Annotated in this window: 13 protein-coding genes and 1 pseudogene; 7 read left to right on the forward strand and 7 right to left on the reverse strand. The window is 67.2% G+C overall.

The window, feature by feature from the left end; genetic code table 11:
- Positions 1-55: 55 nt before the first annotated feature.
- A complete protein-coding gene (locus BKK80_RS11490; RefSeq protein ID WP_071012870.1) occupies positions 56-2,137 on the reverse strand; it encodes a 3-hydroxyacyl-CoA dehydrogenase NAD-binding domain-containing protein in 2,082 nt (693 codons plus the stop codon).
- 507 nt (positions 2,138-2,644) lie between these two features.
- Here BKK80_RS11490 and BKK80_RS11495 point away from each other — a divergent pair.
- Positions 2,645-4,231: an amino acid permease gene (locus tag BKK80_RS11495; RefSeq protein WP_083384068.1), complete on the forward strand. Its 1,587-nt coding sequence runs from the start codon at positions 2,645-2,647 to the stop codon at positions 4,229-4,231.
- 123 nt (positions 4,232-4,354) lie between these two features.
- Positions 4,355-5,710: an esterase-like activity of phytase family protein gene (locus tag BKK80_RS11500; RefSeq protein WP_071069476.1), complete on the forward strand. Its 1,356-nt coding sequence runs from the start codon at positions 4,355-4,357 to the stop codon at positions 5,708-5,710.
- Positions 5,711-6,028: 318 nt separating this feature from the next.
- Here the strand turns inward: BKK80_RS11500 and BKK80_RS11505 are convergent, their stop codons facing one another.
- The 6 genes and pseudogenes from BKK80_RS11505 to BKK80_RS11530 form a co-directional block, all read right to left on the reverse strand.
- Positions 6,029-6,742 (reverse strand): ABC transporter ATP-binding protein, encoded by a 714-nt coding sequence (locus tag BKK80_RS11505; protein WP_071012872.1) that lies wholly within the window; start codon positions 6,740-6,742, stop codon positions 6,029-6,031.
- Positions 6,742-7,515: pseudogene (locus BKK80_RS11510) on the reverse strand (ABC transporter ATP-binding protein). The gene BKK80_RS11505 and the pseudogene BKK80_RS11510 overlap by 1 nt, the downstream one beginning before the upstream one ends.
- On the reverse strand, positions 7,512-8,825 hold the full coding sequence (locus BKK80_RS11515; protein WP_071069478.1) for a branched-chain amino acid ABC transporter permease: 1,314 nt from the start codon (positions 8,823-8,825) through the stop codon (positions 7,512-7,514). Before BKK80_RS11515 ends, BKK80_RS11510 begins: the two are co-directional and overlap by 4 nt.
- Before the next feature lie 3 nt (positions 8,826-8,828).
- A complete protein-coding gene (locus BKK80_RS11520; RefSeq protein ID WP_071012878.1) occupies positions 8,829-9,776 on the reverse strand; it encodes a branched-chain amino acid ABC transporter permease in 948 nt (315 codons plus the stop codon).
- Positions 9,777-9,971: 195 nt separating this feature from the next.
- On the reverse strand, positions 9,972-11,207 hold the full coding sequence (locus BKK80_RS11525; RefSeq protein ID WP_071012880.1) for a branched-chain amino acid ABC transporter substrate-binding protein: 1,236 nt from the start codon (positions 11,205-11,207) through the stop codon (positions 9,972-9,974).
- 120 nt (positions 11,208-11,327) lie between these two features.
- On the reverse strand, positions 11,328-12,953 hold the full coding sequence (locus BKK80_RS11530) for a 3-(methylthio)propionyl-CoA ligase (RefSeq protein WP_071012881.1): 1,626 nt from the start codon (positions 12,951-12,953) through the stop codon (positions 11,328-11,330).
- A 372-nt stretch (positions 12,954-13,325) separates the two neighbouring features.
- Between BKK80_RS11530 and BKK80_RS11535 the strand changes: the two genes are divergently transcribed.
- The 5 genes from BKK80_RS11535 (at position 13,326) to BKK80_RS11555 (ending at position 17,287) form a co-directional block, all read left to right on the forward strand.
- On the forward strand, positions 13,326-14,873 hold the full coding sequence (locus tag BKK80_RS11535; protein WP_084545560.1) for a protein adenylyltransferase SelO: 1,548 nt from the start codon (positions 13,326-13,328) through the stop codon (positions 14,871-14,873).
- A 129-nt stretch (positions 14,874-15,002) separates the two neighbouring features.
- Positions 15,003-15,458: a peptide-methionine (R)-S-oxide reductase MsrB gene (msrB, locus tag BKK80_RS11540; protein ID WP_071012883.1), complete on the forward strand. Its 456-nt coding sequence runs from the start codon at positions 15,003-15,005 to the stop codon at positions 15,456-15,458.
- Between the two features lie 116 nt (positions 15,459-15,574).
- Positions 15,575-16,126 (forward strand): septation protein A, encoded by a 552-nt coding sequence (locus tag BKK80_RS11545; protein ID WP_071012885.1) that lies wholly within the window; start codon positions 15,575-15,577, stop codon positions 16,124-16,126.
- 34 nt (positions 16,127-16,160) lie between these two features.
- Positions 16,161-16,454, forward strand: a complete 294-nt coding sequence (locus BKK80_RS11550; RefSeq protein ID WP_071069480.1) for a BolA family protein — start codon at positions 16,161-16,163, stop codon at positions 16,452-16,454.
- Positions 16,455-16,492: 38 nt separating this feature from the next.
- On the forward strand, positions 16,493-17,287 hold the full coding sequence (locus BKK80_RS11555; RefSeq protein ID WP_071012888.1) for a peptidylprolyl isomerase: 795 nt from the start codon (positions 16,493-16,495) through the stop codon (positions 17,285-17,287).
- Positions 17,288-17,553 lie beyond the last annotated feature (266 nt).

Below are 17,553 nucleotides of genomic sequence, written 5' to 3' on the forward strand. Positions count from 1 at the left end.
CGGCCGCCCGGCGCGCGCGGGATGCCCCGCACGCGCCCGGACGCGCCAGCCGCGCTCAGTCGTTAAAGCCCTTGCCTTCGGCCGCCAGCTTCTTCAGCAGCGGCGCTGCCTGCCACGCTTCGCCGTGATAGCCCTTGGCATAGCGGGCCATCGCCAGCGCGACGTTGTACAGGCCGACCTGGTCGGCGTACAGCATCGGGCCGCCGCGGAACAGCGGGAAGCCGTAGCCGGTCAGGTAGACCATGTCGATGTCCGAGGCCTTGGAAGCGATACCCTCTTCCAGGATCTTGGCGCCCTCGTTGACCAGCGCGAACACCAGGCGCTCGACGATCTCCTCGTCGGAGATCTTGCGGCGGGTGATACCCAGGTCCTTGGAGTGCTGCACGATCATGTCGTTGACCTGCTGGTTCGGGTACGGCTTGCGGTCGCCCGCCTTGTAGTCGTACCAGCCCGCGCCGGTCTTCTGGCCGAAGCGGCCCATCTCGCACAGCAGGTCGGCGGTCTTCGAGTACTGGATGTCCGGCTTGTCCACGGCGCGGCGCTTGCGGATGGCCCAGCCGATGTCGTTGCCGGCCAGGTCGCCCATGCGGAACGGGCCCATGGCGAAGCCGAACTTCTCGATGGCCTTGTCGACCTGCTCGGGCAGCGCACCCTCGTCCAGCAGGTAGCCGGCCTGGCGGCTGTATTGCTCGATCATGCGGTTGCCGATGAAGCCGTCGCACACGCCCGACACCACCGCGGTCTTCTTGATCTTCTTGGCGACCTGCATGACCGTGGCCAGCACGTCCTTGGCGGTCTTGGCACCGCGCACCACTTCCAGCAGCTTCATCACGTTGGCCGGGCTGAAGAAGTGCATGCCGACCACGTCCTGCGGACGCTTGGTGAAGGAAGCGATCTTGTCGACGTCCAGCGTCGAGGTGTTCGAGGCCAGGATGGCGCCCTGCTTGACGACTTCGTCCAGCTTCTTGAACACGGTTTCCTTGACGCCCATCTCTTCGAACACGGCCTCGATCACGAGGTCAGCGTCCTTGATGTCGTCATAGGTCAGGGTGGTGGTCAGCAGGCCCATGCGCTGCTCGACCTTCTCCTGCGTCAGCTTGCCCTTCTTGGCGCTGTTCTCGTAGTTGCGGCGGATGGTGGCGACACCACGCTCCAGCGCGTCAGCCTTCATTTCCAGCATCGTGACGGGGATGCCGGCATTCAGGAAGTTCATGGTGATGCCGCCGCCCATGGTACCGGCGCCGATCACCGCGACCTTCTCGATCTTGCGGATCGGCGTGTCGGACGGCACATCGGGGATCTTGCTGGCGGCACGCTCGCCGAAGAAGGCATGGCGCAGCGCGCGCGACTCCGGCGTGCCGACCAGGAACATGAAGCCTTCGCGCTCGGCCTTCAGGCCTGCCTCGAAGGGCTTGAGCGAGGCCGCCACGGCTTCCAGGCACTTGACCGGCGCCGGGAAGTTCTTGGCCATCGCGGTGACGGTGTTGCGGGCGAAGCCCAGGTAGCCTTCCGGGTTCTCGTGCTTGACCTTCAGGTCGCGCACCTTCGGGTAGGGGCCGGGCGCGGCCGCGGCGTTCCTGGCGAACTGGACGGCGGCGGGCAGGACGTCACCCTCCACGATCTCGTCGAACAGCTTGGTGCCGGCGAACTTCTCGCTGGGCACGGCAGCGCCCGAGACGATCATATTGGCGGCGGCCTCCAGGCCGATCACGCGCGGCAGGCGCTGCGTGCCGCCGGCGCCGGGCAGCAGGCCCAGCTTGACTTCCGGCAGCGCAATCTGCGCGCCCTTCGAGGCCACGCGGTAGTTACAGCCCAGCGCCAGTTCCAGGCCGCCGCCCATGGCGACGGAGTGGACAGCGGCGACCACCGGCTTGGTCGAACCCTCGATCACGCGGATCACCGAATGCAGGGTCGGCTCCTGGGTCGCCTTCGGCGTGTTGAACTCGCGGATGTCCGCACCGCCCGAGAAAGCCTTGCCGGCGCCAGTGATGACGATGGCCTTGACGGCCGCATCATCCAGCGCACGGGTCATGCCTTCGACGATACCGAGCCGGGTGCTGTAACCCAGGCCATTGACGGGGGGATTGTCGAGCGTGATGACGGCTACGCCGTCCTGAACCTGATACTGCGCTGTCATGCTGGTTCCTTTGGTGTCTTGAAGGTTGTCTCGGGATTCGAATTCTCGAATTATTGTTTTGCCGCCTGCCGCCCCAACGGTGGCGTCCTGCCATCCGTTCCCGGCGCGCTGCGCGCATGCCTCGCAGAGGCGCCGCCGGGCGGCCTCCCATCGTCCCTCAGGGCGACGAGCGAGACAAGCATACACAAAATAGCACGGTCGTTCAATTTCATTTTCTGCGGCCTGGAAGCCGCTATTCGCGGAGTTCATGGCTGCCTGCGGCGCCGTGCATGCGGCGGCGGGAAAGCCGCCTGGAACTGTGGCCACGATGTCCTATCGGGCACTTCCTGCGCCCCCGGATCGCATTCGAGGCCGCCCTCTAGTCTCCGTGGCCCGATATTTGCCGGGTTGGCGGGCCCGCTCTCGCCCAAGGACTCCAGGACAGGGTAGACTCGCGCCTTTCCGAATCGACGCCCCACCCGCGCGCCAGCCCACGAAGCCGGCCCGACCGGCCGGGGCCGCCACTTGATGTCGTCCCGCCGTTCTTTCCCCTCCGCACCCGACGCCACCGCCTCGGCCCCCGCATCCCTTGCCCCGGCCACCGGCCTGGCCGGCACTCAGGCCGAAGACCTGCACCGCACCCTCAAGGCCCGCCACCTGACCATGATCGCCCTGGGCGGCGCCATCGGCACCGGCCTGTTCGTCGCCTCCGGCGCTTCGATCGCCCAGGCCGGGCCGGGCGGCGCCCTGCTGATGTACGCCCTGATCGGGCTGATGGTCTACTGCCTGATGACCAGTCTCGGCGAGATGGCGGTCCACATGCCGGTGGCCGGCTCCTTCGTCACCTACAGCGGGCTCTATGTCGAGGAAGGCTTCGCCTTCGCGCTGGGCTGGAGCTACTGGTTCAACCTCGCCGTCACCATCGCGGTGGAGCTGGCCGCCGCCCAGATGGTCATGCTGTACTGGTTCCCCGACGTACCGGGCGTGGCCTGGAGCGCCGGCTTCCTGGTCCTGATGCTTGCGATCAACGCTTTCTCGGCGCGCGGCTTCGGCGAGTCCGAATACTGGTTCGCCCTGATCAAGGTGGCCACCGTGGTGATCTTCCTCGCGATCGGCTCGCTGATGATCTTCGGCATCCTGCACGGCGGCCCGCAGTCGGGATGGCACAACTTCACCGTGGGCGAGGCGCCCTTCGTCGGCGGCCTGCCGGCGATGTTCGGCGTGGCCATGATCGCCGGCTTCTCTTTCCAGGGCACCGAGACGGTGGCGGTCGCCGCCGGCGAGGCGGCCGATCCGGCCCGCACCATCCCGCGCGCGATCCGGCAGACCTTCTGGCGCATCCTGCTGTTCTATGTGCTGGCCATCCTGATCATCGGCGTGCTGATTCCCTACACCGACCCCAACCTGCTGCGCAACGACGTCACCGACGTCGGCGTCAGCCCCTTCGCGCTGGTGTTCGGCCGCGCCGGGCTGGCCTTTGCCGCCGGGGTGATGAATGCCGTGGTGCTGACCGCGCTGCTGTCGGCCGGCACCTCCAGCATGTACGCCTCCACCCGCATCCTGTACGGCATGGCGGTCAGCGGCCGCGCCCCGCGCGCCTTCGCCCGCCTGACGCCGCACGGCGTGCCGCGCAATGCCCTGCTCGCCACCACGGCGGTGGGCGCGCTGTGCTTCCTCAGCTCGCTGTTCGGCGACAAGGTCGTCTATATGTGGTTGCTGAACACCTCGGGCATGACCGGCTTCTTCGCCTGGCTGGGCATCGCCGTGAGCCACTACCGCTTCCGCCGCGGACTGGTGCGGCAGGGCTACGACCTGGGCCGGCTGGCCTACCGTTCGCCGCTGTTCCCGTTCGGCCCGCTGTTCGCCGGCGCGCTGTGCCTGGTGATCGTACTGGGACAGAACTACCAGGCCTTCTCCGACGTGCGCGCGCACTGGGGCGAGATCCTGGCCACCTATATCGGCGTACCGGTGTTCCTGGCGCTGTGGCTGGGCTACCGCGCCGTGCGCAAGACCCGGCTGGTGGCCTATGGCGACATGCGCTTCCACCTGCCGCCGCCGGCCACCGCGGCAGGCGCGAAGGCGGGCGGCAGCGAAGCCCTGGCGGCAGCCGAGTAGGCCCGAGGGCGAGCGCGCACAGGCGGACCGGGCGCCGGGCGCAGATGCGGAGCCGGCGGATGTCATGCACGCGTCACACGGCTCGGGCATCGTGTGCGCCTCTCCATTGCCACGATCCCGCCCATGCGCCTGCTTCCGCTCGCCGCCGCCATCGCGCTGACCGCCTCGGCCTGGTCCGCGGCCGCCCAGACCCCGGCACCCGCCTATCCCGCCACCCTCGCCGGCCACGCCGTGCTGCCGGCGCAGAGCTACATCCCCGCCCCCAAGGATGCGCCGGCCGACCTGCAGGTCAGCGGCAAGTTCACCACCGGCAGCCGCGTGGAAAAGGTCGGCAGCGTGGAAGGCCAGTCCAACGGCCGACCCACCGGCATTTCCCTGCCGTTCCAGGGCCAGCCGCTGCAAGGCCATTCGGGCATCAAGCACATGGCCGACGGCACCTTCTGGGTGCTGACCGACAACGGCGCGGGCAGCAAGGCCAACTCGCCGGACTTCATGCTCTACCTGAACCACTACAAGGTCGACTTCCAGAGCGGCAAGTTCCAGCGCCTGGCCACCGTCTTCCTGCATGATCCCGACAAGAAGGTGCCCTTCCGCATCGTCCATGAAGGCACCAGGCAGCGCTACCTGACCGGCTCGGACTTCGACACCGAGAGCTTCCAGTTCGCCGGCGGCTCACTGTGGATCGGCGACGAATTCGGGCCCTTCCTGATCCAGGCCGACCTCAAGGGCAAGGTGCTGGCGGTCTACGACACCCTGGTCGACGGCAAGGCGGTGCGCTCGCCCGACCACCCCGCCGTCACCACGCCGGGCGTACCCGGCGGCGCGGTCGATTTCCAGGTCAAGCGTTCCAAGGGCTTCGAAGGCATGGCCTCGTCGCCCGACGGCAGCCGCCTGTACGCGCTGCTGGAAGGGCCGCTGTGGAAGGCCGACGCCAAGGACTATGAGCGCCTCGACGGCAAGGAAGCGCTGCGCATCCTGGAATTCGACACCCAGGCGCGCAAGTGGACCGGCCGTTCCTGGCTGTATCCGCTGGAAGCCAACGGCAACGCCATCGGCGACTTCAATATGATCGATGCCGGCACCGGCATGATCATCGAGCGCGACAATGGTGAAGGCACCGCCGACAAGGCCTGCCCGCAAGGCCAGAAACGCAACGACTGCTTCGCCGACATCGCCCGCTTCAAGCGCGTCTACAAGATCGCGCTGGACGACAGCAACGCCGGCGGCGCCGTGCGCAAGATCGGCTACATCGACCTGCTGAACATCGCCGACCCCGGCAAGCTGGCGCGCAAGCCCCTCAACGAGGGCGTGCTCAAGTTCCCCTTCTTCACCATCGAGAATGTCGATGTGGTCGACGCCAGCCACATCGTGGTCGGCAACGACAACAACCTGCCGTTCTCCAGCAGCCGCGAGCCGAACAAGGCGGACGACAACGAGCTGGTGCTGCTGGAAGCCGGGGAATTCCTGAAGGCGAAGTAAGGAAGCCGGCTGCGCCAACCCCGATCGCCAAGCACACGGTCTTGGCTCCCTCTCCCCGCACGGAGAGGGTTGGGGAGAGGGGTGGTCTAGCAAGGCGCCACGCACGAACGAAGCCGTCTGTGTTGTCCAGCACGACAAGGCCAAAACGAAGCCGATGGTGTCGTCCAGCACGTCGCCGTTCGCCAGCGCCTGCCCTCTCCCCCGGCCCCTCTCCCGCAAGCGGGAGAGGGGAGCAAACCGGCGGAGCAAACCAGGGGAGCAAACCGGCGGGAGCAATCCCGCGCGGCGCGAAGCCGATCGCGCCGCAGCCCCCTTCCCTTACACCTCCAGCCACTCCTTGCGCACCTGCGCATTGGCCTTCAGCTCGGCGGGCGAGCCCTCGAACACGATGTGGCCGTGGCCCATCACGTAGACGCGCTGCGAGATGTCCAGCGCGATGGCCAGCTTCTGCTCGATCAACAGCACCGAGATGCCGCGCTCCTTGAGCGCCTTCAGGTACTCGCCCACCAGCGCCACGATCATCGGCGCCAGCCCCTCGGTCGGCTCATCGATCAGCACCAGGTCGGGGTCGCCCATCAGCGTGCGGCACAGCGTCAGCATCTGCTGCTCGCCGCCGGACAGCACGCCGGCGGCGGTGTGCTCGCGCTCCTTCAGGCGCGGGAACAGCCGGTACATGTCCTCGACGGTCCAGCGCGGCTTGGCCTGGCGCGGGTTGCGCTTCTCGCCCAGCAGCAGGTTCTGCCGCACCGTCAGCGTCGGGAAGATGTCGCGGTTCTCCGGCACGTAGCCCACGCCCAGGTGGGCGATCTCGAAGGTCCTCCGGCCGAGGATCTCCTCGTCGCGGAAACGCACCGAGCCTTCGGCCCGCACCATGCCCAGGATGGCCTTGGCCAGGGTCGAGCGGCCCACGCCGTTGCGGCCCAGCAGCGCCACGATCTCGCCTTCCTCCACGTGCAGGTCGACGCCATGCAGGATGTGGCTCTTGCCGTAGTAGGCGTGCAGGCCCTGCACGTTCAGCATGCGCTTGGCCATCAGTGCGCTCCTTCGGTGGCGGGTTCGTCCAGCGTCGTGCCCAGGTAGGCTTCCTTGACCTTGCGGTTGTTGCGGATGGCTTCCGGCGTATCGGTGGCGATCACCTCGCCGTAGACCAGCACCGAGATGCGGTCGGCCAGGCCGAACACCACGCTCATGTCGTGCTCCACCATCACCAGTGTCTTGCCCACCGTGACCTTGCGGATCAGCTCGACCGCGTGGTCGGACTCGGAGCGGCTCATGCCGGCGGTCGGCTCGTCGAGCAGGATCACTTCGGCGCCGCCGGCGATGGTGATGCCGATCTCCAGCGCGCGCTGCTCGGCATAGGTCAGCAGGCCGGCCTGGGTGTCGCGGCGGTGATGCAGGCCGATCAGCTCCAGCACCTCCTCGGCCCGCACGCGCGCGTCGCGCAGTTCCGACAGCCGGTGCCAGAACGAGTACTTGTAGCCGAGCGACCACAGCACGGCGCAGCGCAGGTTCTCGAACACCGACAGGCGGTGGAAGATATTGGTGATCTGGAAGCTGCGCTACAGCCCCATGCGGTTGATGACGAAGGGCTGCAGGCCGCCGATCTCCTGGCCGTTGAGCTGGACCGAGCCCGAGCTCGGGGCGAAGCGGCCCGAGATCAGGTTGAAGGTGGTCGACTTGCCGGCCCCGTTGGGGCCGATCAGCGCGTGCCGCTCGCCCTTCGGGATGCTCAGGTTGACGCCGCGGATGATCTCCGTCTGGCCGAATTTCTTGCGCACATCGCGCAGCTCGAGTGCCGCCGTCATGCCTTGCCTCCCGCGATTTCCATCTGCACCTTGTCCCACGCCGCGCGCACCTTGCCCGTCGCCACCCGCCACGCGACCGCACCCACCAGCCAGATCGCGGCCGCCACCGCCCAGGGCGTGAAGGTGGCGGCATCGAAGCCGATGCCCGCCAGCGTCATGTCGGTCCCGTTGGCACTGTCGACCTGCAGCTTGTAGACCAGCTCCACCGTCAGGATCAGCGCGCACAGCAGCACCAGGCCGGCGGCGCCGGCCGCCGCGTACGACGGCAGCATGCGGCGCAGCTTGCCCTTGGCCAGCAGCGGCACCTGCATCGTCAGCAGGCTGGCGATGCCGCCCGGCACGAACATCACCATCAGCACGAAGAACAGGCCCAGGTAGAGCAGCCAGGCCTTGGTCAGGTCCGACAGCGCCACCGCGAACAGCACGAACACCACGGCGCCGATGACCGGCCCGAAGAAGACGCCCGCGCCGCCGATGAAGGCCGCCAGCAGCACGCCGCCGGAGCGCACCGCGCTGACGTTCTCGGCCGAGACGATCTCGAAGTTGATCACCGACAGGCCGCCGGCGATGCCGGCGAAGAAGGCCGACAGGATCACCACCAGGTAGCGCACGCGCTGCGTGTTGTAGCCGATGAACTCGACCCGCTCCGGGTTGTCGCGCACCGCGTTGGCGATGCGCCCCAGCGGGGTCTGCGTCCACGCGTACATGGCGGCCATCGACAGCAGGCACCACACCGCGATCAGGTAGTAGACCTGCCGCGCCGGGCCGTAGGTGATGCCCAGCACCGCGTCGCCGACCATGCGGTTGGTGGAGATGCCACCCTCGCCGCCGAAGAAATCAGGGAACATCAGCGAGCTGGCGAACACCATCTCGCCGATGCCCATGGTGATCATGGCGAAGGTGGTGCCCGACTTCTTGGTGGTGACGTAGCCGAACAGCACGCCGAAGAAGGCGCCCGCCACGCCGCCCACCAGGGGCAGCAGCGAGACCGGCACCCACAGCTTGCCGGCGCCCGCCATATTGAGCACGTGCACGGCGATGAAGGCGCCCAGGCCCGAATACACGGCGTGGCCGAAGGACAGCATGCCGGTCTGGCCGAGCAGCATGTTGTACGACAGCGCGAAGATGATCATGATCCCCATCTGCGACAGCAGCGTGATGGCGAAGCCGCCGGGGAACAGCAGCGGCAGCACCGCCATCAGCAGCGCGGTCACGCCCCAGAGGATCCAGCGCGCCAGGTTCAGGGGGCGATAGCGCATGGTACGGCCGGTCCTGGCCGGCTCGCGGGGTTGTTGCATCGTCGACTCCATGGCTCAGCTCTCCCGGGTACCCATCAGGCCGCGCGGGCGCACGATGAGCATCAGCACCAGCAATACATAGGGCAGCACCGGCGCCACCTGCGACACCGTCAGCTTCCACAGCGAATAGAACGGCGTGCTGCTGGTCACCTCCACCCCGAACGAGGCGAACAGGCCGGCCAGCGAGCCGTCGAGGGTGACCGCGAAGGTCTGCAGCAGGCCGATCAGGATGGAGGCGATGAAGGCCCCCACCAGCGATCCCATGCCGCCCACCACCGCCACCACGAAGACGATGGACCCCACCGCCGCCGCCATCGACGGCTCGGTGACGAAGGCATTGCCGCCGATCACGCCGGCCAGCCCGGCCAGCGCGGCGCCCCCGCCGAACACCATCATGAACACGCGCGGCACGTTGTGGCCCAGCGCCTCGACCATGTCGGGGTGGGTCAGCGCCGCCTGGATCACCAGGCCGATGCGCGTGCGCGTCAGCACCAGGTAGATCGCCACCAGCATCGCCAGCGACACCAGCATCATGAAGGCGCGGTACTTGGGGAAGGCGGAGGTGAACACCATGAACAGCGGCCCGTCCAGCTCGGCCGGGATGCGGTAGGGCACGGCCGCCAGCCCCCACACCAGCTTGACGCCTTCCTCGATCAGGTAGGCCAGGCCGAAGGTGAACAGCAGCTCGGCGACGTGGCCGTACTTGTGCACCGTGCGCAGGCCGAAGCGCTCGACCAGCGCGCCGGCGCCCGCCACCAGCAGCGGCGCCAGGATCAGCGCCGGCCAGAAGCCCACCTTGCTCGCGATGGTGTAGGCGAAATAGGCGCCCAGCATGTAGAAGCTGGCGTGCGCGAAATTGAGCACGCCCATCATGCTGAAGATCAGGGTCAGCCCCGACGACAGCATGAACAGCAGCAGCCCGTAGCTGATGCCGTTCAACAGGGAAATGATGAAGAATTCCACAACCAGTCCTTCCGTCTTGCGCCGCCGGCACGCGGGGAGCCGCACGGCGATGGGGATACGGGCAATGCCGGCGGGCGAGCGCCGCCGCGCGGGCCGCCGGCAGGGGTCGGCAGGCCCGCGTTTCCAGATCCGCAGTATGCAGGAAGGAAGCGGCGCCGCGCGGCACCGCCTCCTATGCCACCTCCTGCGCCGTCTTCAAGGACGCTTCATCTGGCAGGAAGTCGGCTGCGCCGCCACGTACTGGTCCAGCAGGGCATCGGTCTTCCAGCCGTAGCCGGTGTTCTCCTGGTCGAAGCGGATGTCCTTGCCGTTGGTCTTGGTCCAGGTGGCGACCACCAGTTGCTGCTGGGCCTGGTGATCGGAGGCGCGCATTTCCACCGAGCCGTTCAGGCTGTCGACCTTCATGCCCTCCATGGCCTTGGCCACCTTCACCGGATCGGTGCTGCCGGTGTCCTTGAAGGCCTTGCCCAGCATGGCGATGCCGGTGTAGGCCGCCATCACGTAGAAGTCATCGTTGTACTTCTTCTTGAAGCCCTCGATGACGTCCGCGCCCTTGAAGCCCTGGTTGTTGGTGTTGTAGTAGCCGACGTACTTGACGTGCTCGGCGCCGGCGGCGCCCATCGCGGTCGGCACGCCGGTGGTCGAGGCGTAGTAGGTGTAGTAGTTGACGTTGAGGCCGGCGTCCTTGCCCGCCTTGATCAGCAGGGCCAGGTCGCTGCCCCAGTTGCCGGTGATCACGGTGTCGGCGCCCGAGGCCTTGATCTTGGCCACGTAGGGCGCGAAATCCTTGACCTGGGCCAGCGGGTGCAGGTCGTCGCCGACGATCTGGATGTCAGGACGCTTGCGCTTCAGGTAATCCTTGGCGGCGCGCGCCACCTGGTGGCCGAAGGAGTAGTTCTGGTTGATCAGGTAGACCTTCTTGACGTTCGGGTCCTTGGCCAGGTAGGTCGTCAGCGCCTCCATCTTCATGTCGGAGTTGGCGTCGAGACGGAAATGCCAGTAGTTGCACTTGCTGTTGGTCATGTCCGGGTCCACCGCCGCGTAGTTCAGGTAGACGATCTCCTTGCCCGGATTGCGCGCATTGTGCTTGGCCACCGCGTCCTCCAGCGCCAGGCCGACGGAGGAGCCGTTGCCCTGCACGATGTAGCGGATGCCCTGGTCGATGGCCTGGTTCAGGATGGTCAGGCTTTCCTGCGGAGACAGCTTGTTGTCGAAGCCGACCACCTCGAACTTGTGCGGCCCGCCCCAGCCCTTCTGGTTGGCCACGTCGGCAACGAACTGCCAGCTCTTGAGCTGGTTCTGGCCGACCGGCGCCATCAGCCCGGAAAGCGGATCGATGAAGGCGATCTTCACCGTATCCGCGCCTGCCGCGCCGGACCCCAGGGCGGCGAACAAGGCGGTGGCGGCCACCAGCGGACGCATCTTGATCATATCTGTCTCCTTTGTCTTTTTTCGTTGGCTTACCTGGTCCTGACGGCCGGCGGCAGCCACCCGCCCGCACCGGTGCCGGCCCGCGCCGCGGGCCGGCGGGAATACCCTGCCACCGCGGCCTCAGGCCGACGGCAACCGGTAGTCCTTGAACTGCTCGCGCAGCTTCAGCTTCTGCATCTTGCCGGTGGCCGTCAGCGGGATCTCGGTGGTGAACACCACGTCGTCCGGAATCCACCACTTGGCCACCTTGCCTTCGAAGAAGGCCAGCAGTTCCTCGCGCGTCACCTCGGCGCCCGGCTTCTTGACCACCACCAGCAGCGGGCGCTCATCCCACTTCGGATGGAAGGCGGAGATGCAGGCCGCCATGTGCACCGCCGGGTGGGCGGCCGCGACGTTCTCGATATCGATCGACGAGATCCATTCCCCGCCCGACTTGATCACGTCCTTGCTGCGGTCCGTGATCTGCATATAGCCATCCGCGTCGATGGTGGCCACGTCCCCTGTGGGGAACCAGCCATCCACCAGTGGCGAGGCATCGACACGGAAGTAGTGATCGATGACCCAGGGCCCGCGCACATGCAGGTCGCCGAAGGCCTTGCCGTCCCACGGCAGTTCCTCGCCATCGCCGTCGACGATCTTCATGTCCACGCCGAACACCACGCGCCCCTGCTTCTCCAGGATCAGGTGCTTCTCGTCGTCCGGCAGCGCATCGTGCTTGGCCATCAGCGTCCCGGCCGTGCCGAGCGGCGACATCTCGGTCATGCCCCAGGCGTGCACCACGTCGACGCCGAGTGCCTCCAGCGCGCGGATCATGGCCGGCGGCGCGGCCGAACCGCCGATCACGGTGCGGTGGAAGCTGGAGAATTTCAGGCCATTGCCCTGCACGTGCTGCAACAGGCCGAGCCAGACGGTCGGTACGCCGGCCGAGAAGGTGACCTGTTCCTGCTCGAACAACTCATAGAGCGAAGCGCCGTCCAGCTTGGCCCCGGGGAACACCAGCTTGGCGCCCACCAGCGGCACCGAGTACGGCAGGCCCCAGGCATTGACGTGGAACATCGGCACCACCGGCAGGATCACGTCGCGCGCCGAGCAGTTCAGCACGTCCGGCAGCGCCGAACCGTAGGAATGCAGCACGGTGGAGCGGTGCGAGTAGAGCGCGCCCTTGGGATTGCCGGTGGTACCCGAGGTGTAGCACAGGCTGGAGGCGGTGTTCTCGTCGAAGGTCGGCCACGTGTAGCCGCCGTCCTGCCCGTCAATCAGGTCCTCGTAGCACAGCAGCGGCACCTTGGACTCGGCCGGCATGTGGGCACGGTCGCTCATCAGCACCCAGCCCTTGACCTTCGGGCAATGCGCGGCCACGCCTTCGACCAGCGGCAGGAAGGTCAGGTCGAAGAAGACATAGCCGTCCTCGGCGTGATTGATGATGTAGGCGATCTGCTCGGGGAACAGCCGCGGGTTGATGGTGTGGCAGACCGCCCCCATGCCCGACACCCCGTAGTAGATCTCCAGGTGGCGGTAGCCGTTCCAGGCCAGTGTGCCGATGCGATCGCCCTGCTGCACGCCGAGCGCGGCCAGGGCCTGGGCCAGCTTGCGCGAGCGCAGTTCGCACTCGCGGTAGTTGTAGCGGTGGATGTCGCCTTCGGTGCGCCGCGAGACGATTTCGGTGTCACCGTAATAGCGTGCAGCGTGCTTGATGATGGAGGAAATGAGCAGCGGTGCGCTCATCATTTGACCCATCAATGCCATGAACTCGTCTCCTGTCTTCTCATTGGTTGCCGGGCACCCGTCAAAAAAGCGAACAATCGTGCTATTTTTTTGCGATTCTTCCCATCCGTTGCATCAACGTCAACGGGATCCCTGGAATGGTGATGCGACTGCCGCCGCCGCTCTCACCTCCACGCTGGCTCCGCGCCAGCCCCTCCCACCGATCACATCAGGCATCGACGGGGACCGGGCGGTGAGCTTTCCGTGAAGGCTGTCAGACAAGAGCCGGTTTTCGGCGTCCAAGTACAATACTGCGTGGCATGTTGCGCCTCAACATGTCGTTTTCCCTAGCCTGCAAGCGCACTTGCAGACAATGCACGGCCCCGCGCCGCTGCGCCGCCCCCAAGAGAGACCATGGCCACGGACCTGAGCGCCCCTCCCACCGAACCCGCAGGCAGCGACTTTGCGCCGCTGCACACCGAGGACGGCTTCGCCGCGCTCGGGCCGCAGTTCTTCACCCGCCTCGCGCCCACGCCGCTGCCCTCGCCTTATCTGGTAGGGGTAGCGCCGGCCGCCGCCGCCCTGCTCGGCTGGGATGCCGACATCGCACGCCAGCCCGGCTTCGTCGAGACCTTCGTCGGCAACCGCGTGCCGGACTGGGCCGACCCGCTGGCCTCGGTCTACTCGGGCCACCAGTTCGGCGTCTGGGCCGGCCAGCTCGGCGACGGGCGCGCCATCCGGCTGGCCGAGGCGGCCACTGCGGCGGGCCCGCTCGAGATCCAGCTCAAGGGCGCCGGCATGACACCGTACTCGCGCATGGCCGACGGCCGCGCCGTGCTGCGCTCGTCGATCCGCGAGTACCTGTGCTCGGAAGCCATGGCTGCACTGGGCATCCCGACCACGCGCGCGCTGGCCATCGTCGGCTCCGACGCCCCGGTGCGGCGCGAGACCATCGAAACGGCGGCGGTCGTGACCCGGCTGGCGCCGACCTTCATCCGCTTCGGCCACTTCGAGCATTTCGCCGCCCACGACGACGTGGCCTCGCTGCGCGCGCTCGCCGACTTCGTCATCGACCGCTTCCTGCCGGCCTGCCGCGACGACGCCCAGCCCTACCAGGCCCTGTTGCGCGAGGTGACCCTGCGCACTGCCGACCTGGTCGCCCAGTGGCAGGCCGTGGGCTTCTGCCACGGCGTGATGAACACCGACAATATGTCGATCCTGGGGCTGACCATCGACTACGGCCCCTTCGGTTTCCTCGACGCCTTCGACGCCAACCACATCTGCAACCACTCGGACAACCAGGGCCGCTACGCCTACAGCCAGCAGCCGCAGATCGCCTTCTGGAACCTGCACTGCCTGGCCCAGGCCCTGCTGCCGCTGTGGCGCGACCCGCAAGCCGGGGAAGCCGGCAAGGAAGCCGCCATCGCGGCCGCCCGCGCGGCCCTGGACCCGTTCCGCGAACGCTACGCCAGCGCCTTCTTCCGCCTCTACCGCGCCAAGCTGGGCCTGCGCCGGCTGGGCGAGCGCGACGAAGACGACGAACCGCTGCTGACCAGCCTGTTCCAGCTGCTGCACGGGCAACGCGTCGACTACACGCTGTTCTGGCGCCACCTGAGCCGCATCTCGTCGGCCGACGGCAGCCGGGACGCGCCGGTGCGGGATCTCTTCCTGGACCGTGCCGCCTGGGATGCCTGGGCCGATCAGTACCGGGCGCGCCTGCGTGCCGAACAGTCCGACGATGCCGCGCGCGCCGCGGCCATGCTGGCGGTCAACCCCAAGTACGTGCTGCGCAACCACCTGGCCGAGACCGCCATCCGGCACGCGCGCGACAAGGATTTCAGCGAGGTGGAGCGCCTGCTCGCCGTGCTGTCGCGTCCCTTCGACGAGCAGCCCGAGGCCGAGGCCTACGCCGCGCTGCCGCCCGACTGGGCGGCCGGACTGGAGGTAAGCTGCTCCTCCTGAACCCGTCCCCGGGACTGTAAGGTCGGGCCCCTGCCGTCCGACTCATGCTGACGCCGGGCCCGCGCGCCCGGCAACACCGCCAATCGTGGCGCGCTCCGGCTGGCCCGGGCCGCACCTGGAGAACGACATATGACCGTCAAGAAAACCGACGCCGAATGGCGCCAGCAACTCTCCGACATCGAATACCGCGTGACCCGCGAGGCTGCCACCGAGCGCCCGTTCACGGGGCGCTACTGGGACCACTGGGATTCCGGCATCTACCACTGTGTCGCCTGCGGCACGCCGCTGTTCGAATCGGCCACCAAGTTCGACGCCGGCTGCGGCTGGCCCAGCTATTTCCGCCCGATCAACGGCGAGGTCATTGCCGAGCACACGGACCGCTCGCACGGCATGGTGCGGGTGGAAGTGCGCTGCAAGGAATGCGACAGCCATCTCGGCCACGTCTTCGAAGACGGGCCGGCGCCGACCGGGCTGCGCTACTGCATCAACTCGGCTGCGCTAAAATTCGACGACCGCGATCCGGCGCAGCGGGAAGCCGACGGGAACCATCCGTCCGGCGCCACGCCGCCGGACGCCTCCCGCTGATCTGCTGCAGCGCCGGGCCTGCGCCCGGCGACGCCACGGAAACCGCCGGAAGCGCGGAAACCGCCGGCGGGGGACCATCCCCGGCCGGCGCCGATCCTCAATCCTGACCAGCCTGCATGAAATTCCTGTTCGACCTGTTCCCGGTCATCCTGTTCTTCATCGCCTTCAAGTTCCAGGGCATCTACGCCGCCACCGGCGTGGCCATCGTCGCCACCGTGGTGCAGATCGCCTGGACTTTCGCGCGCCACCGCAAGGTCGAGCCGATGCAGTGGATCAGCCTGCTGATCATCGCCGTCTTCGGCGGCGCCACGCTGCTGCTGCACAACGAGACCTTCATCAAGTGGAAGCCGACCGTGCTCTACTGGCTGTTCTCCGTGGCCCTGCTGGGGTCGGTGATCGGCTGGCGCAAGAACCTGATCCGCGCCATGATGGAAAAGCAGGTCACGCTGCCCGAGGCCATGTGGGCCCGCCTGAACGCCGCCTGGGCCGGTTTCTTCGCCGCCATGGGCGTGCTCAACCTGTACGTCGCCTACACCTTTTCCACCGACGCCTGGGTCAACTTCAAGCTGTTCGGCAGCATGGGGCTGATGCTGGTGTTCATCGTGCTGCAGAGCATCTGGCTGTCCCGCCATATCCAGGAAGACACCCAGGACAAGACGCCCGACTGAGCGGCCGCAGCGAACCACCCGAGACTTTCCAGCCATGGCAGCCGATCCCGCCACCCTCGACGCGCTGCTGCGCGCCGCCCTCGCCCCCACCAACCTCGCCGTGCGCGACGACAGCGCGCTGCATGCCGGCCATGCCGGCGCGGCCTCGGGCGGGGGCCATTATCACGTGACCATCGTCAGCGAGCGCTTTGCCGGACAGAACCGCGTGGCGCGGCACCGCATGGTGTATGATGCGCTGCGCAGTCTGTTCCCGGCGCAGATCCACGCGCTGGCCGTGACCGCCTACACCGAACAAGAATACCGATCCCGCGACTCTTCCCGCGATTGATTCTTCACGCAATTCACGCAACTCTCCGACCTGATTCCATGAAGACCTCCGTCCTCTCGTTCAGCCTGGCGGCTGTGCTTGCCGCTGGCAGCCTGCCCGCCTTTGCCCAGAACGCCGCCGTCGTGAATGGCAAGGCCATCCCCTCGGCCAAGGTGGACAAGCTGATCGCCAGCACCGGCCAGCCCGACAATCCGGAACTGCGCGACCGTGCCCGCAGCATGCTGATCGACCGGGAACTGCTGCTGCAGGAAGCCAACAAGCGCGGCGTGACCCAGCGCGACGACGTGCAGGAACAACTGGAGCAGGCCAAGCTGAACGTGCTGGCCGGCGCGGTGTTCGAGGACTACGTGAAGACCCACGGCGCCAGCGACACCGAGCTGCGCAAGCAGTACGACAAGATCAAGTCGCAGTTCGGCAACGGCAAGGAATACCACGTGCGCCACATCCTGGTGCCGAGCGAGGCCGAGGCCAAGGCGATCATCGCCAAGATCAAGGGCGGTGCCAAGTTCGAGGACCTGGCCAAGGCCTCCTCCAAGGATCCGGGTTCGGCGGCCAACGGCGGCGACCTCGACTGGGCCAACAGCAGCAGCTACGTGCCCGAGTTCTCGGCCGCGATGACCAGCCTGAAGAACGGCCAGCTGACCGACACCCCGGTCAAGACCCAGTTCGGCTGGCACGTCATCCAGCTGCTGGAAACGCGCGACGCCAAGGTCCCGACCTTCGAGGAAGTCAAGCCGCAGCTGCAGCAGATGCTGATGGGCGACCAGAACTGGCAGCGCGAGCAGTTCCAGGCCATGATGAAGTCGCTGCGCGACAAGGCCAAGATCCAGTAAGCCTCCCCATCCCGCATGCCGCCACACGCGCGGTAATGCACACAGCCTGGCGGCACCGTCTCGCGCTGCCAGGCTGGACAAGGGGCTCCCCGCCCCTTTTTTCTTTCCTGCGGCAGATTCCCCTGCCGACTTCCCAGCCGGTTGCTTGATCATTTCCGCCGCCACATCTCCGGCGCGACTGTGCGCTGCCCGCCGGCAGCCGACAATGGCTCAGATTTTTCCACGTTCGATCGGGATTCATTCCTAATCCCATCGGATTCGTCTCA

This window comes from Cupriavidus malaysiensis (assembly GCF_001854325.1).
GTDB classification, from domain to species: Bacteria; Pseudomonadota; Gammaproteobacteria; order Burkholderiales; family Burkholderiaceae; genus Cupriavidus; species Cupriavidus malaysiensis.

What these genes read in the sequence shown, in the direction of transcription:
- BKK80_RS11490 (WP_071012870.1), bottom strand. Translation starts at nt 2,137, where the DNA reads ATGACAGCGCAGTATCAGGTTCAGGACGGCGTAGCCGTCATCACGCTC.
- BKK80_RS11495 (WP_083384068.1), top strand. Translation starts at nt 2,645, where the DNA reads ATGTCGTCCCGCCGTTCTTTCCCCTCCGCACCCGACGCCACCGCCTCG.
- BKK80_RS11500 (WP_071069476.1), top strand. Translation starts at nt 4,355, where the DNA reads ATGCGCCTGCTTCCGCTCGCCGCCGCCATCGCGCTGACCGCCTCGGCC.
- BKK80_RS11505 (WP_071012872.1), bottom strand. Translation starts at nt 6,742, where the DNA reads ATGGCCAAGCGCATGCTGAACGTGCAGGGCCTGCACGCCTACTACGGC.
- BKK80_RS11515 (WP_071069478.1), bottom strand. Translation starts at nt 8,825, where the DNA reads ATGGAGTCGACGATGCAACAACCCCGCGAGCCGGCCAGGACCGGCCGT.
- BKK80_RS11525 (WP_071012880.1), bottom strand. Translation starts at nt 11,207, where the DNA reads ATGATCAAGATGCGTCCGCTGGTGGCCGCCACCGCCTTGTTCGCCGCC.
- BKK80_RS11530 (WP_071012881.1), bottom strand. Translation starts at nt 12,953, where the DNA reads ATGGCATTGATGGGTCAAATGATGAGCGCACCGCTGCTCATTTCCTCC.
- BKK80_RS11535 (WP_084545560.1), top strand. Translation starts at nt 13,326, where the DNA reads ATGGCCACGGACCTGAGCGCCCCTCCCACCGAACCCGCAGGCAGCGAC.
- msrB (WP_071012883.1), top strand. Translation starts at nt 15,003, where the DNA reads ATGACCGTCAAGAAAACCGACGCCGAATGGCGCCAGCAACTCTCCGAC.
- BKK80_RS11545 (WP_071012885.1), top strand. Translation starts at nt 15,575, where the DNA reads ATGAAATTCCTGTTCGACCTGTTCCCGGTCATCCTGTTCTTCATCGCC.
- BKK80_RS11550 (WP_071069480.1), top strand. Translation starts at nt 16,161, where the DNA reads ATGGCAGCCGATCCCGCCACCCTCGACGCGCTGCTGCGCGCCGCCCTC.
- BKK80_RS11555 (WP_071012888.1), top strand. Translation starts at nt 16,493, where the DNA reads ATGAAGACCTCCGTCCTCTCGTTCAGCCTGGCGGCTGTGCTTGCCGCT.